Origin of the sequence: Actinoplanes sp. OR16 (assembly GCF_004001265.1) — a bacterium.
Lineage (GTDB): Bacteria > Actinomycetota > Actinomycetes > Mycobacteriales > Micromonosporaceae > Actinoplanes.
The window spans coordinates 5,082,501-5,098,979 of record NZ_AP019371.1; the positions used below are offsets into that span (position 1 = coordinate 5,082,501).

Annotated in this window: 6 protein-coding genes and 2 rRNA genes (1 of these 8 cut by a window edge); 5 read left to right on the plus strand and 3 right to left on the minus strand. The window is 69.2% G+C overall.

Features of this window, described 5'->3' with window-relative positions:
* Positions 1-1,880: ribosomal RNA gene (locus EP757_RS23265) — 23S ribosomal RNA — on the plus strand; it begins 1,238 nt to the left of the window's first position.
* Positions 1,881-1,979: 99 nt separating this feature from the next.
* Positions 1,980-2,096, plus strand: a 5S ribosomal RNA gene (rrf, locus tag EP757_RS23270).
* Positions 2,097-2,218: 122 nt separating this feature from the next.
* Here the strand turns inward: rrf and EP757_RS23275 are convergent.
* Entirely contained in the window at positions 2,219-3,553 is a 1,335-nt protein-coding gene (locus tag EP757_RS23275; protein WP_127549312.1) for a hypothetical protein, read from the minus strand.
* A gap of 44 nt (positions 3,554-3,597) precedes the next feature.
* Positions 3,598-5,166, minus strand: a complete 1,569-nt coding sequence (locus tag EP757_RS23280) for an MFS transporter (RefSeq protein WP_127549314.1) — start codon at positions 5,164-5,166, stop codon at positions 3,598-3,600.
* A gap of 214 nt (positions 5,167-5,380) precedes the next feature.
* Here EP757_RS23280 and EP757_RS23285 point away from each other — a divergent pair, with 214 nt between their 5' ends.
* The 3 genes from EP757_RS23285 (at position 5,381) to EP757_RS23295 (ending at position 12,047) form a co-directional block, all read left to right on the plus strand.
* Complete coding sequence (locus EP757_RS23285; protein ID WP_127549316.1) at positions 5,381-7,267, plus strand: VWA domain-containing protein; 1,887 nt, start codon at positions 5,381-5,383, stop codon at positions 7,265-7,267.
* Entirely contained in the window at positions 7,264-8,568 is a 1,305-nt protein-coding gene (locus EP757_RS23290; protein WP_160165858.1) for an extracellular solute-binding protein, read from the plus strand. The genes EP757_RS23285 and EP757_RS23290 overlap by 4 nt, the downstream gene beginning before the upstream one ends.
* 152 nt (positions 8,569-8,720) lie before the next feature.
* Positions 8,721-12,047 carry a CARDB domain-containing protein gene (locus EP757_RS23295; RefSeq protein ID WP_127549320.1) on the plus strand — a complete coding sequence of 1,109 codons (3,327 nt, stop codon included), beginning with the start codon at positions 8,721-8,723 and terminating at the stop codon, positions 12,045-12,047.
* A 16-nt stretch (positions 12,048-12,063) separates the two neighbouring features.
* Here the strand turns inward: EP757_RS23295 and EP757_RS23300 are convergent, their stop codons facing one another.
* A complete protein-coding gene (locus tag EP757_RS23300; RefSeq protein WP_127549322.1) occupies positions 12,064-16,473 on the minus strand; it encodes a DUF4082 domain-containing protein in 4,410 nt (1,469 codons plus the stop codon).
* Positions 16,474-16,479 lie beyond the last annotated feature (6 nt).

Consider the following 16,479-nt stretch of genomic DNA (forward strand, 5'->3'; position numbering starts at 1 on the left):
GCACACCGCCGAAGCTGTGGCATTCACACATTAACTCCGCCAGTTGGCTTGACCGGCTGGTGCAGGTGTGTGGATGGGTAGGGGAGCGTCGTGTTGCGGGTGAAGCGGCGGAGTGATCCAGCCGTGGACGCTACACGAGTGAGAATGCAGGCATGAGTAGCGAATGAAGGGTGAGAACCCCTTCCGCCGGATGACCAAGGGTTCCAGGGGCAGGCTAATCCGCCCTGGGTGAGTCGGGGCCTAAGGCGAGGCCGAGAGGCGTAGTCGATGGATAACGGGTTGATATTCCCGTACCCGCAAAGGAGCGCCAACGACGAACCTCACTGTACTAAGCACGCGAAGTGCCGGCGGTCTTCGGACCTAAGGTATGGAGTCTGTGACCTCGGTGGGTAGTAGTTGAGTGATGGGGTGACGCAGGAAGGTAGATGATCCCGGCCGGTGGTTGTGCCGGGGTAAGCGTGTAGGCCGTACCGTAGGCAAATCCGCGGTGCGTGTGGCTGAGACGTGATGCCGAGCCGTTCTGGTGAAGTCATTGATCCTATGCTGCCGAGAAAAGCCTCTAGCGATGTTCCGAGCGGCCCGTACCCTAAACCGACACAGGTGGTCAGGTAGAGAATACCGAGGCGACGGGTGAACTGTGGTTAAGGAACTCGGCAAATTGCCCCCGTAACTTAGGGAGAAGGGGGGCCGGACGCGTGAAGCCCCTTGCGGGTGGAGCGTGGTATGGCCGCAGAGAGCAGGGGGAAGCGACTGTTTACTAAAAACACAGGTCCATGCGAAGTCGTAAGACGATGTATATGGACTGACGCCTGCCCGGTGCTGGAACGTTAAGGGGACCTGTTAGCCAGCAATGGCGAAGCGGAGAACTTAAGCGCCAGTAAACGGCGGTGGTAACTATAACCATCCTAAGGTAGCGAAATTCCTTGTCGGGTAAGTTCCGACCTGCACGAATGGCGTAACGACTTCCCCACTGTCTCAACCACAGGCCCGGCGAAATTGCAGTACGAGTAAAGATGCTCGTTACGCGCGGCAGGACGGAAAGACCCCGGGACCTTTACTATAGCTTGACATTGGTATCCGAATTAGCTTGTGTAGGATAGGTGGGAGCCGGTGAAGCTTGGACGCCAGTTCAGGTGGAGGCATTGTTGAAATACCACTCTGGTTGGTTTGGGTATCTAACTTGCGGCCCTGATCGGGTCGAGGGACAGTGTCTGGTGGGTAGTTTAACTGGGGCGGTTGCCTCCTAAAGGGTAACGGAGGCGCCCAAAGGTTCCCTCAGCCTGGTTGGCAATCAGGTGTTGAGTGTAAGTGCATAAGGGAGCTTGACTGTGAGACTGACGGGTCGAGCAGGGACGAAAGTCGGGACTAGTGATCCGGCACTTGCGTGTGGAAGCGGTGTCGCTCAACGGATAAAAGGTACCCCGGGGATAACAGGCTGATCTTCCCCAAGAGTCCATATCGACGGGATGGTTTGGCACCTCGATGTCGGCTCGTCGCATCCTGGGGCTGTAGCAGGTCCCAAGGGTTGGGCTGTTCGCCCATTAAAGCGGTACGCGAGCTGGGTTTAGAACGTCGTGAGACAGTTCGGTCCCTATCCGCCGTGCGCGTTGGATACTTGAGAAGGGCTGTCCCTAGTACGAGAGGACCGGGACGGACGAACCTCTGGTGTGCCAGTTGTTCTGCCAAGGGCACGGCTGGTTGGCTACGTTCGGAAGGGATAACCGCTGAAAGCATCTAAGCGGGAAGCCTGCTTCGAGATGAGGTATCCCACCACCTTGAGTGGGTAAGGCTCCCAGGAGACTACTGGGTTGATAGGCCGGAGATGTAAGCACGGTAACGTGTTGAGTTGACCGGTACTAATAGGCCGAGGGCTTAACCACCCTAAATTTTCTGCTTGCGTCCACTGTGTGATTCACAGCAAACGAACAATCACCCCAGGTTGAGAGATCTGGGTTGCTGGTTGCTCTGCTGACCGTTGTTTCGGTGGTCATAGCGGAGGGGAAACGCCCGGTTACATTCCGAACCCGGTAGCTAAGCCCTCCAGCGCCGATGGTACTGCACTCGGGAGGGTGTGGGAGAGTAGGACGCCGCCGGACTCAACTCATGGAAAGGCCCACCCGGGCGACCGGGTGGGCCTTTTCGTGTTTATTCCTTCTCAGCGAAGCAGCCGGGCCGCCCTCGGCGAAGTAGGCCGGAATGACGCTGCTTTCCTGCGCGGTCAGAGGGCCCGGATGTGGGCCGCGGTCTCCTCGTCCACCGCGGTCCATGGCTTGCCGAACGCCGACTGTGACGCCCCGTCCAGGCCGATGCCGTACTGCACCGCGCCCTGGAAGAACTGCAGTGTCTTGGCCTTGCCGTACTTCTCGAACAGGTAGCTGACGGCGTAGAACCCGACGGCGTACCGGCCGTCGGCTTCGTGCAGGCTCGCGTCGTCGGCCGGGGGTTTGACCGCTACCGAGCGCAGCGTCCGCCGGCGTAGGAGGTCGGCCAGCGCGTCACGGTGGCCGTACGCGCCGATGCCCGGTCGTTGCTGCTGAACGTAATCGGCCATGCCTTCGACGAGGAACCACACGTCGTCGCGGCCGTAGTAGGAGTCGCCGCGCAACGTGGAGACGTGCGCCAGCTCGTGGGTGAGCAGTTCGTCGGCGAAGTCCGGGGTCAGCTGCGACGCGTGCACCTCGACCTCGATCCGCCCCGGGCTGGTGGGGATGGCCTGGCCGGCGACCCAGCGGCCGGGATGGTCGGCGTACCAGCGCTTCCAGGAGGCGGCGTCGGCGACGAAGACGAGGTACCGCGTGACCCTGCCGGCGCCGATGCCGTAGCGGTCGGCGACCGCGGCGGCCTTCTCCGCCCGGCGGGACAGGTCGGCGAGCCGGTTGCGCTCTTTGAGGGGTACGGCGACGATCGTCCGTGCGCCCGCCTGTGCCACCAGTTCGGTGGTCTCCCACGGACGGCTCACCCGGAAGGAACGAAAGGACTGGCAGGACACGCACAGCGCCTCGGGGTCATGCGGGCGGAATCCGGTCAGCCGCACGCCCTCTGCTGTCTCCACCCACAGGCTGTCGAAGACGGCCTCGTCGGTGGCGCACTCCTTGTCCACGAAGCAGTGATCGACGATGTGGACGACCCGCCAGGTTCCCTTCTCCGGCAACGCGTACGGCTGCCCTTCGATGCGCTGCTCGAAGCGGGTCACCTGAAGCGAGCGCAGGGTGCGGAACCGGCGGCCCAGTTCGGCCTGGATCGTCTTGTTGCCCGGTTCGGCGGCGCCGGCGAATGTGGCGAGGTCTCCGGCGAGCAGTCCCTCGGTCTGCGCGGTGAGGGCGGCCTGCACTTCCTGCACGACCCAGGCCTGGACCTCGGAGGTGGGCGCCCCTGCGACGGGCCGGGGCAGGGCCGGGATGGTCGCCTCCGCTACCGGCGTCACGGCGGCCGGCGACGAGCCCGCGGCGGTGGCCGGATCGGCTCCCTCCCGGCAGGCGCTCAACGGAGCGGTGGCCACCATCGCGGCGACGGAGGCCCGCGCCACCCGCCGCCACCGGAGATTCTCGATCACAAGGCGGAAGCATAGATCCCGATGAGATCGATTGATGAGGAGAGTCAGCCGAGAGCTATTCCGTCCTTGGACGAAGGCGAAGGGTCCGGCAGCCGCCTCATCCGAATCGAGTTCAGCAGACCCAGCAGGGCCGCGATCAACGGGATCAGCAGGGCCACTTGGAGGGACACGGGACGCGCCTCGGTGTTGATCCGCAGGATCTCCGCCTGGGTGGCCGGCGGCTGCCCGGCCAGCAGTTCCTCCAGGTGGGTATTCGTCATCACTTCGGCGTTCTCTTCGAGGGCTGTCGCCACCTGAGTCTGCTCGGCCGGCGAGAGGATCGCACTGGAGTCGGCCTTCGAGGTGAACGAGAGTGCGAGGGTCGCGAGCATGATGGCGCCGGCGAAGGCCAGGCCGAAGGAGAGCCCGAACGATCCTCCCGCCGAGTTGACCGCCGCCGCCTCGCTCACCCGCTCCTCCGAGATCGGCGAGAGGGTGTAGTCGTTGAGCTGCGAGACCAGCATGCCCAGGCCGGAACCGGCGATCGCCAGTGGGATCAGCAGAGCCCAGCCGAAGTCGGCCCGGGGTACGAGCGGGATCAGCAGGGCCACGCCGATGAAGACCAGCAGGAAGCCGGTCCCGACGATGTCAGCCGGGCGTTTCCGGCCGGCCCGCTTGCCGGCCACCAGGGCGACGGCGAACATCGACAGCGAGAGCGGGGCCAGCGAGAGGCCGGCCAGCATCGCGCTGTATTCGAGGACCATCTGCAGGTAGATCGGCAAGGCGATCATCAGGCCGCCCAGGGCGATCTGCTGGAGCAGCTGCTGGGAGATGCCGACCCGGAACAAGGGTGACTGGAAGAGGCCGGGATCGAGCAGGTGCGGCTTGCCGGCACGCTTGCGGCGGACCAGCCAGTACGCGAGACCGGCCAGTGCCGCCGCGCCGAGGACGATCAGGGCCAGGACGTACGAGCCGCCCTCCTGCCAGACCAGGATGCCCAGCACGATGCCGCCCATACCGACCACGGACAGCAGCGAGCCGACCAGGTCGAGGGTTCGGGGGCCGGTGTACTCGACGTTGCGGACCAGGCCGATCCCGGAGAGCACGCCGGCGATGATGACGACTTCGAGGGCGAAGCCGACCCGCCACGACAGGTAGGTGGTGATGAAACCGCCGAGCACGGGACCCACCGCCGCCGCGATCGCCGCCGCCGCGCCGACCAGGGCGTAGACACGGCGCTGTGCCGCACCCTGGAAGTTGCCGTGGATCAGCGACTGCATGGCGGGGAGCAGCAGCGACGCGCCGATGCCGCCGATCAGGGCCCAGAAGATGATGACGACGATCAAGCTCTGGGCGAGGGTCATCGCCAGGGCGCCCACGGCGTACCCCAGAAGGCCCAGGATGTAGGCGCGCTTGCGGCCGATGAGGTCGCCGACCTTGCCGCCGATCAGGATGAAGGCCGCCGAGACCAGCGCTTCCAGGGCGATCGCCGACTGGACGCCGCTCGTGGTCGTGCCGAGATCACGGACCACCGCGGCGATCGAGACGTTCATCAGTGAGGTGTCGACGACGAGGACGAACATCGCCGCCGCAAGAAGTAACGCGAGGCGGCGGTCACGGCGGGGTGCGTCCATGGACGCAGCGTCGCCGCAAAGAAGCCGGGCGGCATCATCCGGGGGAGGTGAACTCATCGCCGGGTTGCCCGATCTACTACGCCGTCCGCCACGTCGACGAGGCGCAGCGGAGTTGCGAAGGCCGACATTGATCAACTTGCATGGCTTCCTACACTGATGCGTGCCGGTCTCCGCACCGGCCAAGGTGACCGCTTCTCTTGGAGGCGCATTCTCCGTGCCAGATCAGACGGGTCCGCCCGGGCTCGGGGGACGTCTGCGCACGATCGTGGCCGCGCTGGTGGCGCTGGCGATCGCGGGTGGCGCGCAGTTCGCGATGGAGCGGGCCGAGAGCGACCTGGTGCTGCTGATCGCCGCGATGGTGATGGCCGCGGTCAGCATCTGGTCGCTCGCCTACCGCAACTCGATCGCACTGGCGCTCGACAAGTTCTACAAGCTGTGGCGGGAGATGTCGCCACGGGCCAGGATCGGCGCGGCCGGCGGGCTGGCCGTCGTGCTCGCCGCCTCGGCCGTGGCGGTGTTCGGCGAGGCTCGTGACTTCATCTGCGAGCAGGCTCTTGAGCTGCGGGTCCTCACGTCACCGGAGGGGTTGCAGGCCACCCGGGAGGTGGCACACGCGTACGCCCGGTTCACGGCCCGGGGCAACGACGGCTGCCCGGCGGTCTACCCGTACGTCTATGCCGCCGGCACCCTGGCCGCGACCGGCGCCCTGGCCCGGCAGTGGGCCGACTCGAAGGAGCAGCGCCCGCTCGAACAGCTCGGCCCGCGGCCGGACGCCTGGCTGCCGGACTCGATGCTGGACGTGCGCGCGGTGCAGGAGATCACCGTGAAGGCCACCCTGCCGTCGCCGCTGCACGCCGTCACGTCCATAGCGTCGTCCCCGATCATCCTGGCCGGGACGAAGGTGCCGGAGTCCGGTGACGCGACCCTCTCCGGTGTGGTCGAGGAGATCCTGGACGACGACGGCGTCGCGCTGTCCGCCGCCGACCCGGAGACGAGCACGGCCGGCCTGCTCGCCGCCGACGTCTACCTGCACGACGCGACCGGCGACACGGTCGAGGCGAGCGTGGCCCGCCGGCGTGCGCAGATCGTCGCCGACTCCACCGTCGCGGCGACCGACGAGGTGAGCGTGCTCTGCGCGTACCTGCGGGAGGGAAAGGCGCCGGAAGCGGTGCTGACCAGCCTGCGCACCTGGCGGCGGTTCGCCGGCGGCCGGGCGCTCGGCGGCGCGGGCTGCCCGTCGCCGCGCACCCCGCCCGCTGACCTGCCGGCGCCGGTGGTGGTCGCCTCCGCGCCCGCGCTGGACCACCCGTTCGTCCAGTTCACCTGGACCGGCGAGCGGCAGAAGGCCGCCGCCGACGGGTTCCGCGCGTGGCTGCAGGGCACGGACGCCGACACGGCACTGCGCGAGGCGGGCCTCGGCGAACCCGATCCGGGCTGCTCCGGGCTGAACGGCAACGCCTGCCTGCCGCGTGATCTGACGGCCACCCTCACCCGGTACGAGCAGGCGAAACGCCCCGGCCGGGTGCTGCTCGCGGTGGACGCCTCGGGGTCGATGGCCCAGCAGGCGGGTTCGGGGAAGGCGACCCGGTTCGCGGTCGCGGCGCAGGGGGTGGGCGCGGCGATCGCGCAGATGGGCGCCCGCGACGAGTTCGGGCTCTGGAGGTTCCCGATCCCGGACGGGCAGAAGGAGTACGAGCTGGTCGCGCCGGCGCCGGGCTCTGCGCGGCACCGGGAGGCGATCGCCGGGGCGCTCAAGGCCGTGAAGCCGCAGGGCGGTACCCCGCTCTACGCCACCATTCAGGCGGGGATGCGGGAACTGGCCGGCACCACCGGGGATCAGATCCGGGCTTTCGTGGTGCTGACCGACGGCGAGAACACCGGTGCGAGACCCGGCTTGAAACAGACCTCCGAGGAGGTCGCGCGGCTGACCGCGGCCGGTGTCCGGCTGTACGTCATCGCCACCGGCGAGGCGAAGTGCGACGACTCCGGGGAGCTCTACCAGCTGACCCGGGCCGGCCGGGGCGGATGTCTCACGGCCGGTGCGGCGGAGGTGCCGGAGACGATGACCCAGCTCTTCCAGACCCTGTGGAGCGGCAGATGACGACGAGACTGCGGGACCTGCTCTCCGGGCCGATCTTCTGGTTCACCCTCGGGGTGATCGTCATGGTCGCCGCCACCGCCGCCCGCGAGTTGATCTTCGACAGGGACGAGGAGGCGGCAACCCCGCCGAAGGCGGGAAGCGCCGAGCTGGTCATCTACTCGGGCAAGGACGAGAGCATCGGCGGCCAGCGCCAGAAGCTGATCGACGAGTGGAACGCCGACCCGGCGAACAAGAACACCCCGGCCCGGCTGGTCAGCCTGCCCGCCAACGCTGACGCGCAGCACAGTCAGATGCGGGCCACCGCGCAGTCCGAGGTGTCCGACGCCGACATCTACAACCTGGACACGACGTGGACGGCGGCGTTCGCCTCGGCCGGTTTCATCCTGCCGCTGGACCCGTCGACCGACACCGCCGGGTTCCTGCCGGCGCCACTGCAGACCTGCACGTACGACGGCCGCCTGTGGGCGCTGCCGTTCAACACCGACGCCGGGTTGCTCTACCACCGCAAGGGTGTCCTGGACAGCGCCAAGCCGTCGGGGCTGCCGCCCGGACCGAACGACGTGCGCGCGCTGCGGGACGCGGTGCGTGGCATCGAGGCGGGGTTCGTCACGCCGCTCGACATGTACGAGGGGCTCACGGTCAGCGCGCTGGAGGCGATCTGGGCCGAGGACGGCGAGGTGTACGACGCCGAGCGCGACCTCGTCGTGATCGACAGCGAGGAGGCCCGGTCCGGCCTGCGCAAGCTGGCCCGGTCGATGCAGTCGGTCGACGGCCTGCCGCCGGCGCTCTACCCGTCGTCGACGACGCTCGACGAGAACGGCAGCCGGGAGGCGTTCCGTGGCGGCAAGGTGGCGCTGATGCGGAACTGGCCGGTGGCGTACGGGCAGCTGAGGGCCGGCGAGCGGGCGATGACCGACTTCGACGTCTGGGAGCTGCCCGGGTCCAGCGTGCTCGGCGGGCAGAACCTCGCGGTCGCCAGGAGCACCGACGACCCGGCCGCGGCGCAGCGGCTGATCCGGTTCCTGACCAGCGAGGAGAGTGAGATCCGGCTGTTCCGGGACGGCGGGCTGGCCGCCACGCGCGCCTCGGCGTACACGGATCCGTCGGTGACGGCGAAACGCCCGTACGCCGAGACGCTGAAGAGCGCCCTGGACTCCGCCCGAGCCCGGCCGGTGACCACCCACTACGCGCTGTTCAGCAGCACTTTCCAGGAGATCGTCAGGGAGGCGCTGGCGAAGGACGGCGAGCTGCCCGGCGACGCGGTGGCGCGGCTGACGAAGGCGCTACACGGCCAGGTCTGAGGGTCGTCACACCGAGAACGAGCACCGCCCACCCGGGCCGGTGCTCGTTTTCGTATGTCCACCGTTGACAAACCAGTGACATATCTGAAACTTTGAATTTCCCGCGCCGCAAGAAGTCGACAGAGCGGCGAAAATCCCCGACAAGGACCGCGATGAAACGTGTGTTGACGACGGCCCTCACGGCCGCCCTGATCCTCCTCGGCACGTCCCCGCCCGCCGCGCACGCCGCAGGCCCCAACCTCGCCGCCGGAAAGGCGACGAGCGCCAGTGGCTCCCTCGGCGCCCAGCCGGTCTCCGCGATCACCGACGGCAACGCGTCGTCGTACTGGGAGAGCCCGAACAACGTCTTCCCCCAGTGGGCCCAGGTCGACCTCGGCAGCGCCGTCCCGGTCGACCAGGTGGTCCTCAAGCTGCCGCCGGCGTCTGCGTGGGCCACCCGCACGCAGACTCTGAGCGTGCAGGGCAGCACCGACGGGTCGAGCTTCAGCACGCTGTCCGCCTCGGCCGGGCGCGTCTTCAACCCGGCGTCCGGCAACACCGTGACGATCGGCTTCACCGCTGCAACCATCCGATTCGTCCGGATAAATGTCACCGCGAACACGGGTTGGCCGGCTGCTCAGCTGTCCGAACTCGAAATCTACGGCGCCGGAAGCCCTCCGGTGGATCTGGGAGAGAACCTCGCGCAGGGCAAAGCGATCGAAGCCTCCTCGACCGTGCATTCCTTCGCCGCCACCAACGCCAACGACAGCAGCCTGACCAGCTACTGGGAGTCGAACGGCTTCCCCTCCACGCTCACCGTGAAGCTCGGCGCCGACGCGAACGTCACCGGCGTCGTCGTCCGGCTGAACCCCGATCCGGTCTGGGGCCCTCGTACCCAGGAATTCAGGGTCCTGGGAAAGGCCGCCTCGGCATCGGGCTTCTCTGAGATCAAGACCCGGCAGGGGTACGCCTTCAGCCCCGCGGCGAACCAGAACTCCGTGACGATCCCGATCACGACCCGGGCCGCCGAGGTCCGCCTCGAGTTCTTCAGCAACACCGGCGCCCCCGGCGGCCAGGTGGCCGACCTGCAGGTGCTCGGAACCTGGGCGCCCAACCCGGACCTCGTCGTCACGTCCGCGACCTGGTCACCGTCGGCGCCCTCGGAGTCCGACCCGATCACCCTGACCGCTGTCGTCAAGAACAACGGCACCGCGTCGGCCGCCGCCAGCAAGGCCGATTTCCGGCTCGGCGGCACGGTGGCCGGCACCGCCGACGTACCGGCTCTCGCCGCCGGCGCCTCGGCAACCGTCTCGGTGAACGCCGGCACGAAGGCGCAGGGCGGCTACACGGTCGCGGCGGTGGCCGACGCGGCGAGCACGATCGCCGAGACCGACGAGTCGAACAACACCTTCACGGCCGCGAACCAGCTGGTCGTGGCCCAGGCGCCGGGACCCGACCTGACGGTCACCGCGATCACCACCAACCCGGCCAACCCGGCCGTCGGCGCGGCGGTGAGTTTCACCGTGGCGGTCACCAACCGGGGCACCAGCGCGGCCGGCGCCAGCACCACCCGGCTCGTCGTCGGCAGCACCACGCTCACCGGCGCCACTCCGTCCATCGCCGGCGGCGCGACCGCGACGGTGGCGATCGGCGGGACGTGGACGGCGGTGTCCGGCGGCGCGACCGCCACCGCGACAGCCGACTCGGCCGGCGTGGTCGCCGAGACCAGCGAGTCGAACAACGGTCTCGCGAAGCCGCTCGTGGTGGGCCGGGGCGCGGCCGTGCCGTACACCGAGTACGAGGCCGAGGCGGCCCGGCACAACGGGACGCTGGTGCAGGCCGACCAGCTGCGCACGTTCGGGCACACCAACTTCGGGTCGGAGTCGTCCGGCCGGCAGTCGGTGCGGCTCAACAGCACCGGGCAGTTCGTCGAGTTCACCTCGTCGAACCAGGCGAACTCGATCGTGGTGCGCAACTCCATCCCGGACGCGGCGAACGGCGGCGGCCAGGACGCCACGATCAGCCTGTACGTGAACGACGTCTTCAACCGCAAGCTGACGCTCTCGTCGCGGAACAGCTGGCTCTACGGCACCTCGGACGACACCGAGTCGCTGCAGAACACCCCGAGCGCCGACGCCCGGCGGCTCTTCGACGAGTCGAACGCGCTGCTCGGTCAGTCGTACCCGGCGGGCACGAAGTTCAGGTTGCAGCGCGACGCGGGGGACACCGCGGCGTTCTACATCATCGACCTGATCGACCTGGAGCAGGTCGCACCCGCCGCCGGCCAGCCGGCCGGCTGCACCTCGATCACCCAGTACGGCGCGGTGCCGAACGACGGCGTCGACGACACCGCCGCCATCCAGCGGGCGGTGACCGACGACGAGAACGGCGTGATCTCCTGCGTCTGGATCCCGGCCGGCCAGTGGCGGCAGGAAGCGAAGATCCTGTCACCGGACCCCACCCGCGGGCAGTGGAACCAGAAGGGCCTCCGCAACGTCGTGATCCGCGGCGCCGGCATGTGGCACACCCGGCTCTACTCCGACACCCAGCCGCAGAACGCGACCGGCGGCATCAATCACCCGCACGAAGGCAACGTCGGCTTCGACATCGACGACAACACCCAGATCTCCGACCTGGCGATCTTCGGCAACACGCAGAACCGGGCCAACCGCGGCCACGGGCTCAACGGCCGGTTCGGCAAGAACACGAAGATCAGCAACGTGTGGATCGAGCACGTGAACGTCGGCGCCTGGGTGGGCCGCGACTACTCGGACACCCCGGCGTACTGGAACCCGGGCGACGGCGTCGAGTTCACCGGCATGCGGATCCGCAACACCTACGCCGACGGCATCAACTTCTCCAACGGCACCCGCAACTCACGGGTCTTCAACTCGTCGTTCCGGACCACCGGTGACGACGCCCTGGCGATCTGGGCCAACCCGTACGTCAAGGACCAGAACGTCGACATCAACCACGACGACCACTTCCTCAACAACACGATCCAGCTGCCGTGGCGTGCCAACGGCATCGCCATCTACGGCGGCTACAACAACTCGGCGCAGAACAACCTGGTCTCCGACACCGCGAACTACCCGGGCATCATGCTGGCGACCGACCACAGCCCGCTGCCGTTCTCCGGCACGACGCTGATCGCCGGCAACGGCCTCTACCGCACCGGCGGGGCGTTCTGGAACGAGGACCAGGAGTTCGGCGCGATCACGCTCTTCCCCTCGACCAAGGACATCGTCGGCGTCACGATCCGCGACACCGACATCATCGACTCCACCTACGACGGCATCCAGTTCAAGACCGGTGGCGGCAACATGCCGAACGTCGCCATCACCAACGTGAAGATCGACAAGTCGAACAACGGCGCCGGCATCCTCGCGATGGGCGGCGCCCGGGGCAACGCGATCCTCTCCAACGTGACGATCACCGGCTCGGCCGACGGGAACATCGTCGTCGAGCCGGGATCGCAGTTCACGATCAGCGGCAGCTGACGCCGCCGCCGACCGATCAGGGACCGGTCTCGCCGGGTTTCTCCGGCGGGACCGCGTCGCTGGTGATGCCGACACCGTGCAGGATCGGCGACCCGCTGCCGCGGACCAGCTCCACGCGGTACTGCGCGTAGCGGGAGCCGCCGGTGACCCGGTCACCCCGGCCCACCCGTTTCCAGGCGGTCCATCCCGTGCCGGGCTCCGAGGTGCTGCCGGTCCGCACGGAGATCCGCAGCTGTCCGCCGGACGGCACCGACGCCTGGTACGCCAGCCGATCCCAGGTGACCATCTGTCCCGCGTCCAGGACCCGGGAGACGAACGTGCCGGTCCGCGCCCCGTCCGCCAGCCGGACGCCGCCGGCGCCGACGGTGGTCCGGCTCTCCACGCCGGTACGCAGGCCCGCGACCGTGTGATCGGCCACCCCGGCGGCCGAGGACACGAACGTCCGGACCGGCGTCGTCGTCACGTTGCCGGACGCGTCGACGCTGCGCAGCCGGTACCGGTACGTGGCCGACGGCTCCAGTCCGGTCACCACCGCGCTGTGCCGCTTGCCGGTGAGGTCGGCCGGCCAGTCGCCGAGACCGTCCACCAGCAGCGTCCCGGCCGCCGGCTCGCCGGTCCGCCAGGACACCGTGGCGGTGCCGTCCGGCCGGGCCGTCACCGACACCTTCGACACCGCCGGCGGCGTCGCGTCGGGCGCCGCGGTGACCAGCGTGCGCACCGGCGAGACCACCGTTCTCCCGCCCGGGGTGGTGACCCGGGCCCGGTACCAGTAGGTGGTGCCCGGCTTCAGGCCCGTCAGCGCCACCGTCCGCTTCGCCGCCTGGGTGCCGTCGACGACCTTCGCGGTGAGACGGGACGCGCTGGTCCCGTACTCGATGGTGGTGGAAGCCGCGGCGGACCCGCCCAGGGTGACCGACGCGCTGGTCCCGGCGGCCTCCGCCGTCGCGCTGACCGTGGCGGTCACCGGAGCCGGCGCGTACGAGGCCGTGTACGCCCCGGCCGCCGCCGTGAACATCGCGTACTCGACACCCTTGATCGTCGTCCGGGTGACGGTGACCGGGGTGCCCGCGCGGCTCAGCGTGGACAGGGTCCGCCCGCCCGGCCCCGCGGTCGGCACCATGCCGGTCAGGCCGTTCGCGCCCGAGCCGACGTTCACCGTGAACCCGAGGTCGTTGCCGGACCAGACGATGTTCGAGTACGACGACGCGTTACGCCCGTCCACCCAGGTCAGCATCTGCTTGGCGCTGACGATCGGCACGCCGCGCGACTGCGCCGAGGTGAGCAGCTGGTCGCTCTCCCACTCGGTGGACGCGTCGGTGTGGAAGTTCGCGGTGAAGGCCCCGTAGTAGCCCTCCGCGCCGAGCGCCCGGTCGAGCAGCGTGTTGATCGTGAACGGGTAGCTCTGCCCGGACTCGTCGGTCATGTGGGTGGCGGCCTGGTAGACGTCGATGAGCCCACCGGTCTTGCCGGCGAACCGCATCGGCATCCCCGAGCCGGTCATGAAGCCCGGCCGGTCGGCGATCCACGACCCGGGCCAGTAGTAGTAGTTGGTGTCCAGCCGGATCCCGTTCGCCGCCTCGACCGTGGGCTGGCCCGCCCAGTCCGACCAGACCAGGCAGTGCATCCGGTGGGTGACCGGGCCCTGGACCGCGCTGTACCGGCCGCGCCAGCTCGTGAGCTGGTTGGTGTAGTAGCCGTTCAGCGTGCTCGTCGTGTAGTCACCGCAGTTCGAGTTGACGTGCAGGCCCACCTCGAAACCGCGGGACTGGTAGGTGGACGCCTGCGCTCCGGTCAGCGGAGCGTTCGGGTAGACGTAGGACGTGTACCGCGCGCACTGCCAGTCGGCGACCACGCAGTTCGCCGGGCTGTTCGCGGTGTACTGGTCGAACCGGCCCGCCGTGCCGCCGTTCGCGTGGTCGTCGCCGGTCGCGACCACGACCGCCTTGACGCCGCGCGGGAAGTACCAGAACCTCGGCAGCGGTTTGCGGTCGGCGTTCATCGCGCCGATCAGGTTGGCGAGCAGGCGCTGCTGCTCGTCGGCCTGCGGGATGGCGACCTTCGCCAGGTTGACCCAGTCGGTGGAGCTGCCGCCGAAGTACAGGTCGTCGGAGCGGCGCGGCGCGGCGCCGTCGCGTTCCTGGCCGTCCCAGGCCGGGTTGCCCTGCCGGGTGTGGACAAGTGACTGCGGCAGGTCGAAGGTGAACGCCGCTGCCTGGCCGCCGTTGCCACCCACGTCGGCGAGCGACACCGCCGGGTTGACGGTGGCCGTCGTCGCGTTCGCGTAGAGCGTGGCGACCGCCCGGGCGCCGCCGAGCGTGTACCGGTCGGCGGTCCCGTGGTACTGGATCGTCTGGTCGGTGATGCCGGCGCCGGGCGCGCTGGTCGTGTCCGCCTTCAGGTAGCCCTCGGCGAGGGTGCCGCTCGTCGCGGTGAGCCCGAGTAGCCCGGCCAGCTGCTTGTCCGGCCGGAACGCGATCAGGTTGCCGCCGCCGGTCACCCAGGTGGTGAGCATCGCGACCTGGGCGGCGGTGAGCGCCGTCTGCCCGAGCAGCACCACGTCGTACTGGCTCAGGGTGGTGGCGGTGACAGCGGACAGGTCGGCGGTGGCGAACTCGTTGACGCCCTCGGCGCGCAGCACCTCGGCCAGGAACGGGCTGAACCCCGGTGTCCTGATCACCAGTACCGGGCCGCCGGGTCCCTGGTCGGGTGGCGGTGGCGGCGGTGCGGCGGTGGTGAAGCTCCAGGTCACCGGCGTCATCACGTTGCCGGCGGCGTCGCGGGCGCCGCTCACCGTGGCCGTGTAGGAGGTGGAGTACGCCAGCGCCGCGGACGGCGTGAACGTGGCGGTGAGCGTGGCCGGGTCGTAGGCGACGGTCCCGGACACCCCGGCGATGCTGACGGCCGCGGCGGTGACCGGCTCGCTGAAGGTCGCGGTCACCGCGCTGGTGGCCGGCACGCCGCTCGCTCCGGCGGCCGGGGCGCGCCCGGTCAGCGCCGGCGCCAGGGTGTCCACGGCGGTGGTGTCGAAGACGACGTCGACGAAGTAGTTGGTCGCCTGATAGCTCTGGTTGGGGAACGCGCCGGCACCGTACCGGTAGACGCCGTTGCCTCCGGCGCCGCTGCTCGCGAGCGCGGTCAGCGGGCCCCGGGTCACCGCGCTGGACAACCCGTTCGCGGTGATCGAGTAGTAGCCGGCGTCGGTGTGGTACGACGCCACGTACGTGGTGCCGGCGGTGACCGCGACCGGGCTCGCCAGGGTGGCGGTCTGCCAGCCGGTGCTCGTCTCGTCGGCGAAGACGACGGTTGCCAGGCGGGTGCTGCCGGTGGCGTTCCAGAGCGATCCGGTGTGCGTGCCGGTGTTGTTCGGGCCCCGGTAGAAGCGCAGGCCGGTGACGTACCCGGCGCTGCTCGCCCGGAACTTCACGCCGAGCTCGACGGCGCTGTTGTCGTTGACGGTCGGCGTGGCCGGCGTCGCGGTGGACGGCCAGATCGAGCAGGGGCAGGCCGAACTCGACGCGTTCGCCGTGGTGAACGACCACGAGGAGGCGGCCATCGTGTTGCCGGCCGCGTCGGTGGCGCCGCTGACCGTGGCGGTGTAGACAGTGGCGGCGGCGAGGGCAGCCGACGGCGTGAACGTGACCGTCCGGGTGCCGGCGTCGTAGGCGGTCGCGCCGGCCACGGCGGTGGTCCCGGCGCGCAGCGCGAGAGCGGCGGTGCCCGCCTGAGCCGGCTCGTTCAGCGTCGCCGACACCGTGGTCGAGGCGATCACACCGGTCGCGCCGGAGGCCGGGACGGTGCCGCTGACCGCCGGCGGCGTCGTGTCGGTGACGGTCGTGGTGAAGACGACGTCGACGAAGTAGTTCGCCGACTCGTAGGTGTTCGCCGGGAACCCGCCGCCCGTGCCGTACCGGTAGACGCCGTTGCCGCCGTCCTCGCCGTCCCGCAGCGCCCGCAGCGGCGCGTTGTCCACGCCGGCCGTCGCGAAACCGCCGCTGTCGAGGGAGTAGTGGCCGTTCGGCGCGTAGTACGACGCGACGTACGTGGTGTTCGCCGTGATCGTGACCGGCGTCGTGAACGTCGCGGTCTGCCAGCCGGACGCGGTCTCCCCGGTGAAGACGACACTGCCCAGATTGGCGCCGCCCTCGTCCCACAGGTTGCCCACGTGGGTGCCGGTGTTGGCGCTGCCTTTATGGAAACGGATCCCGGTCACGTACCCGGCGGTGTCCGAGCGGAATTTCACGCCCAGCTCGACGGCGTTGGCGTCCGGATCGGACGCGACGGCCGGCGTCGCCGTGGCGGGCCAGATGGAACAGGGGCAGGCGGCCGCGGCGGCTGCCTCCGGCGCGGCGAGCGCCCCGGCCACCAGGGCCAGGACCGCCACCACCGCCGTACGCATCCGGGCGAGCCGGCTCGCTGATCGGTTCAAGGGGCA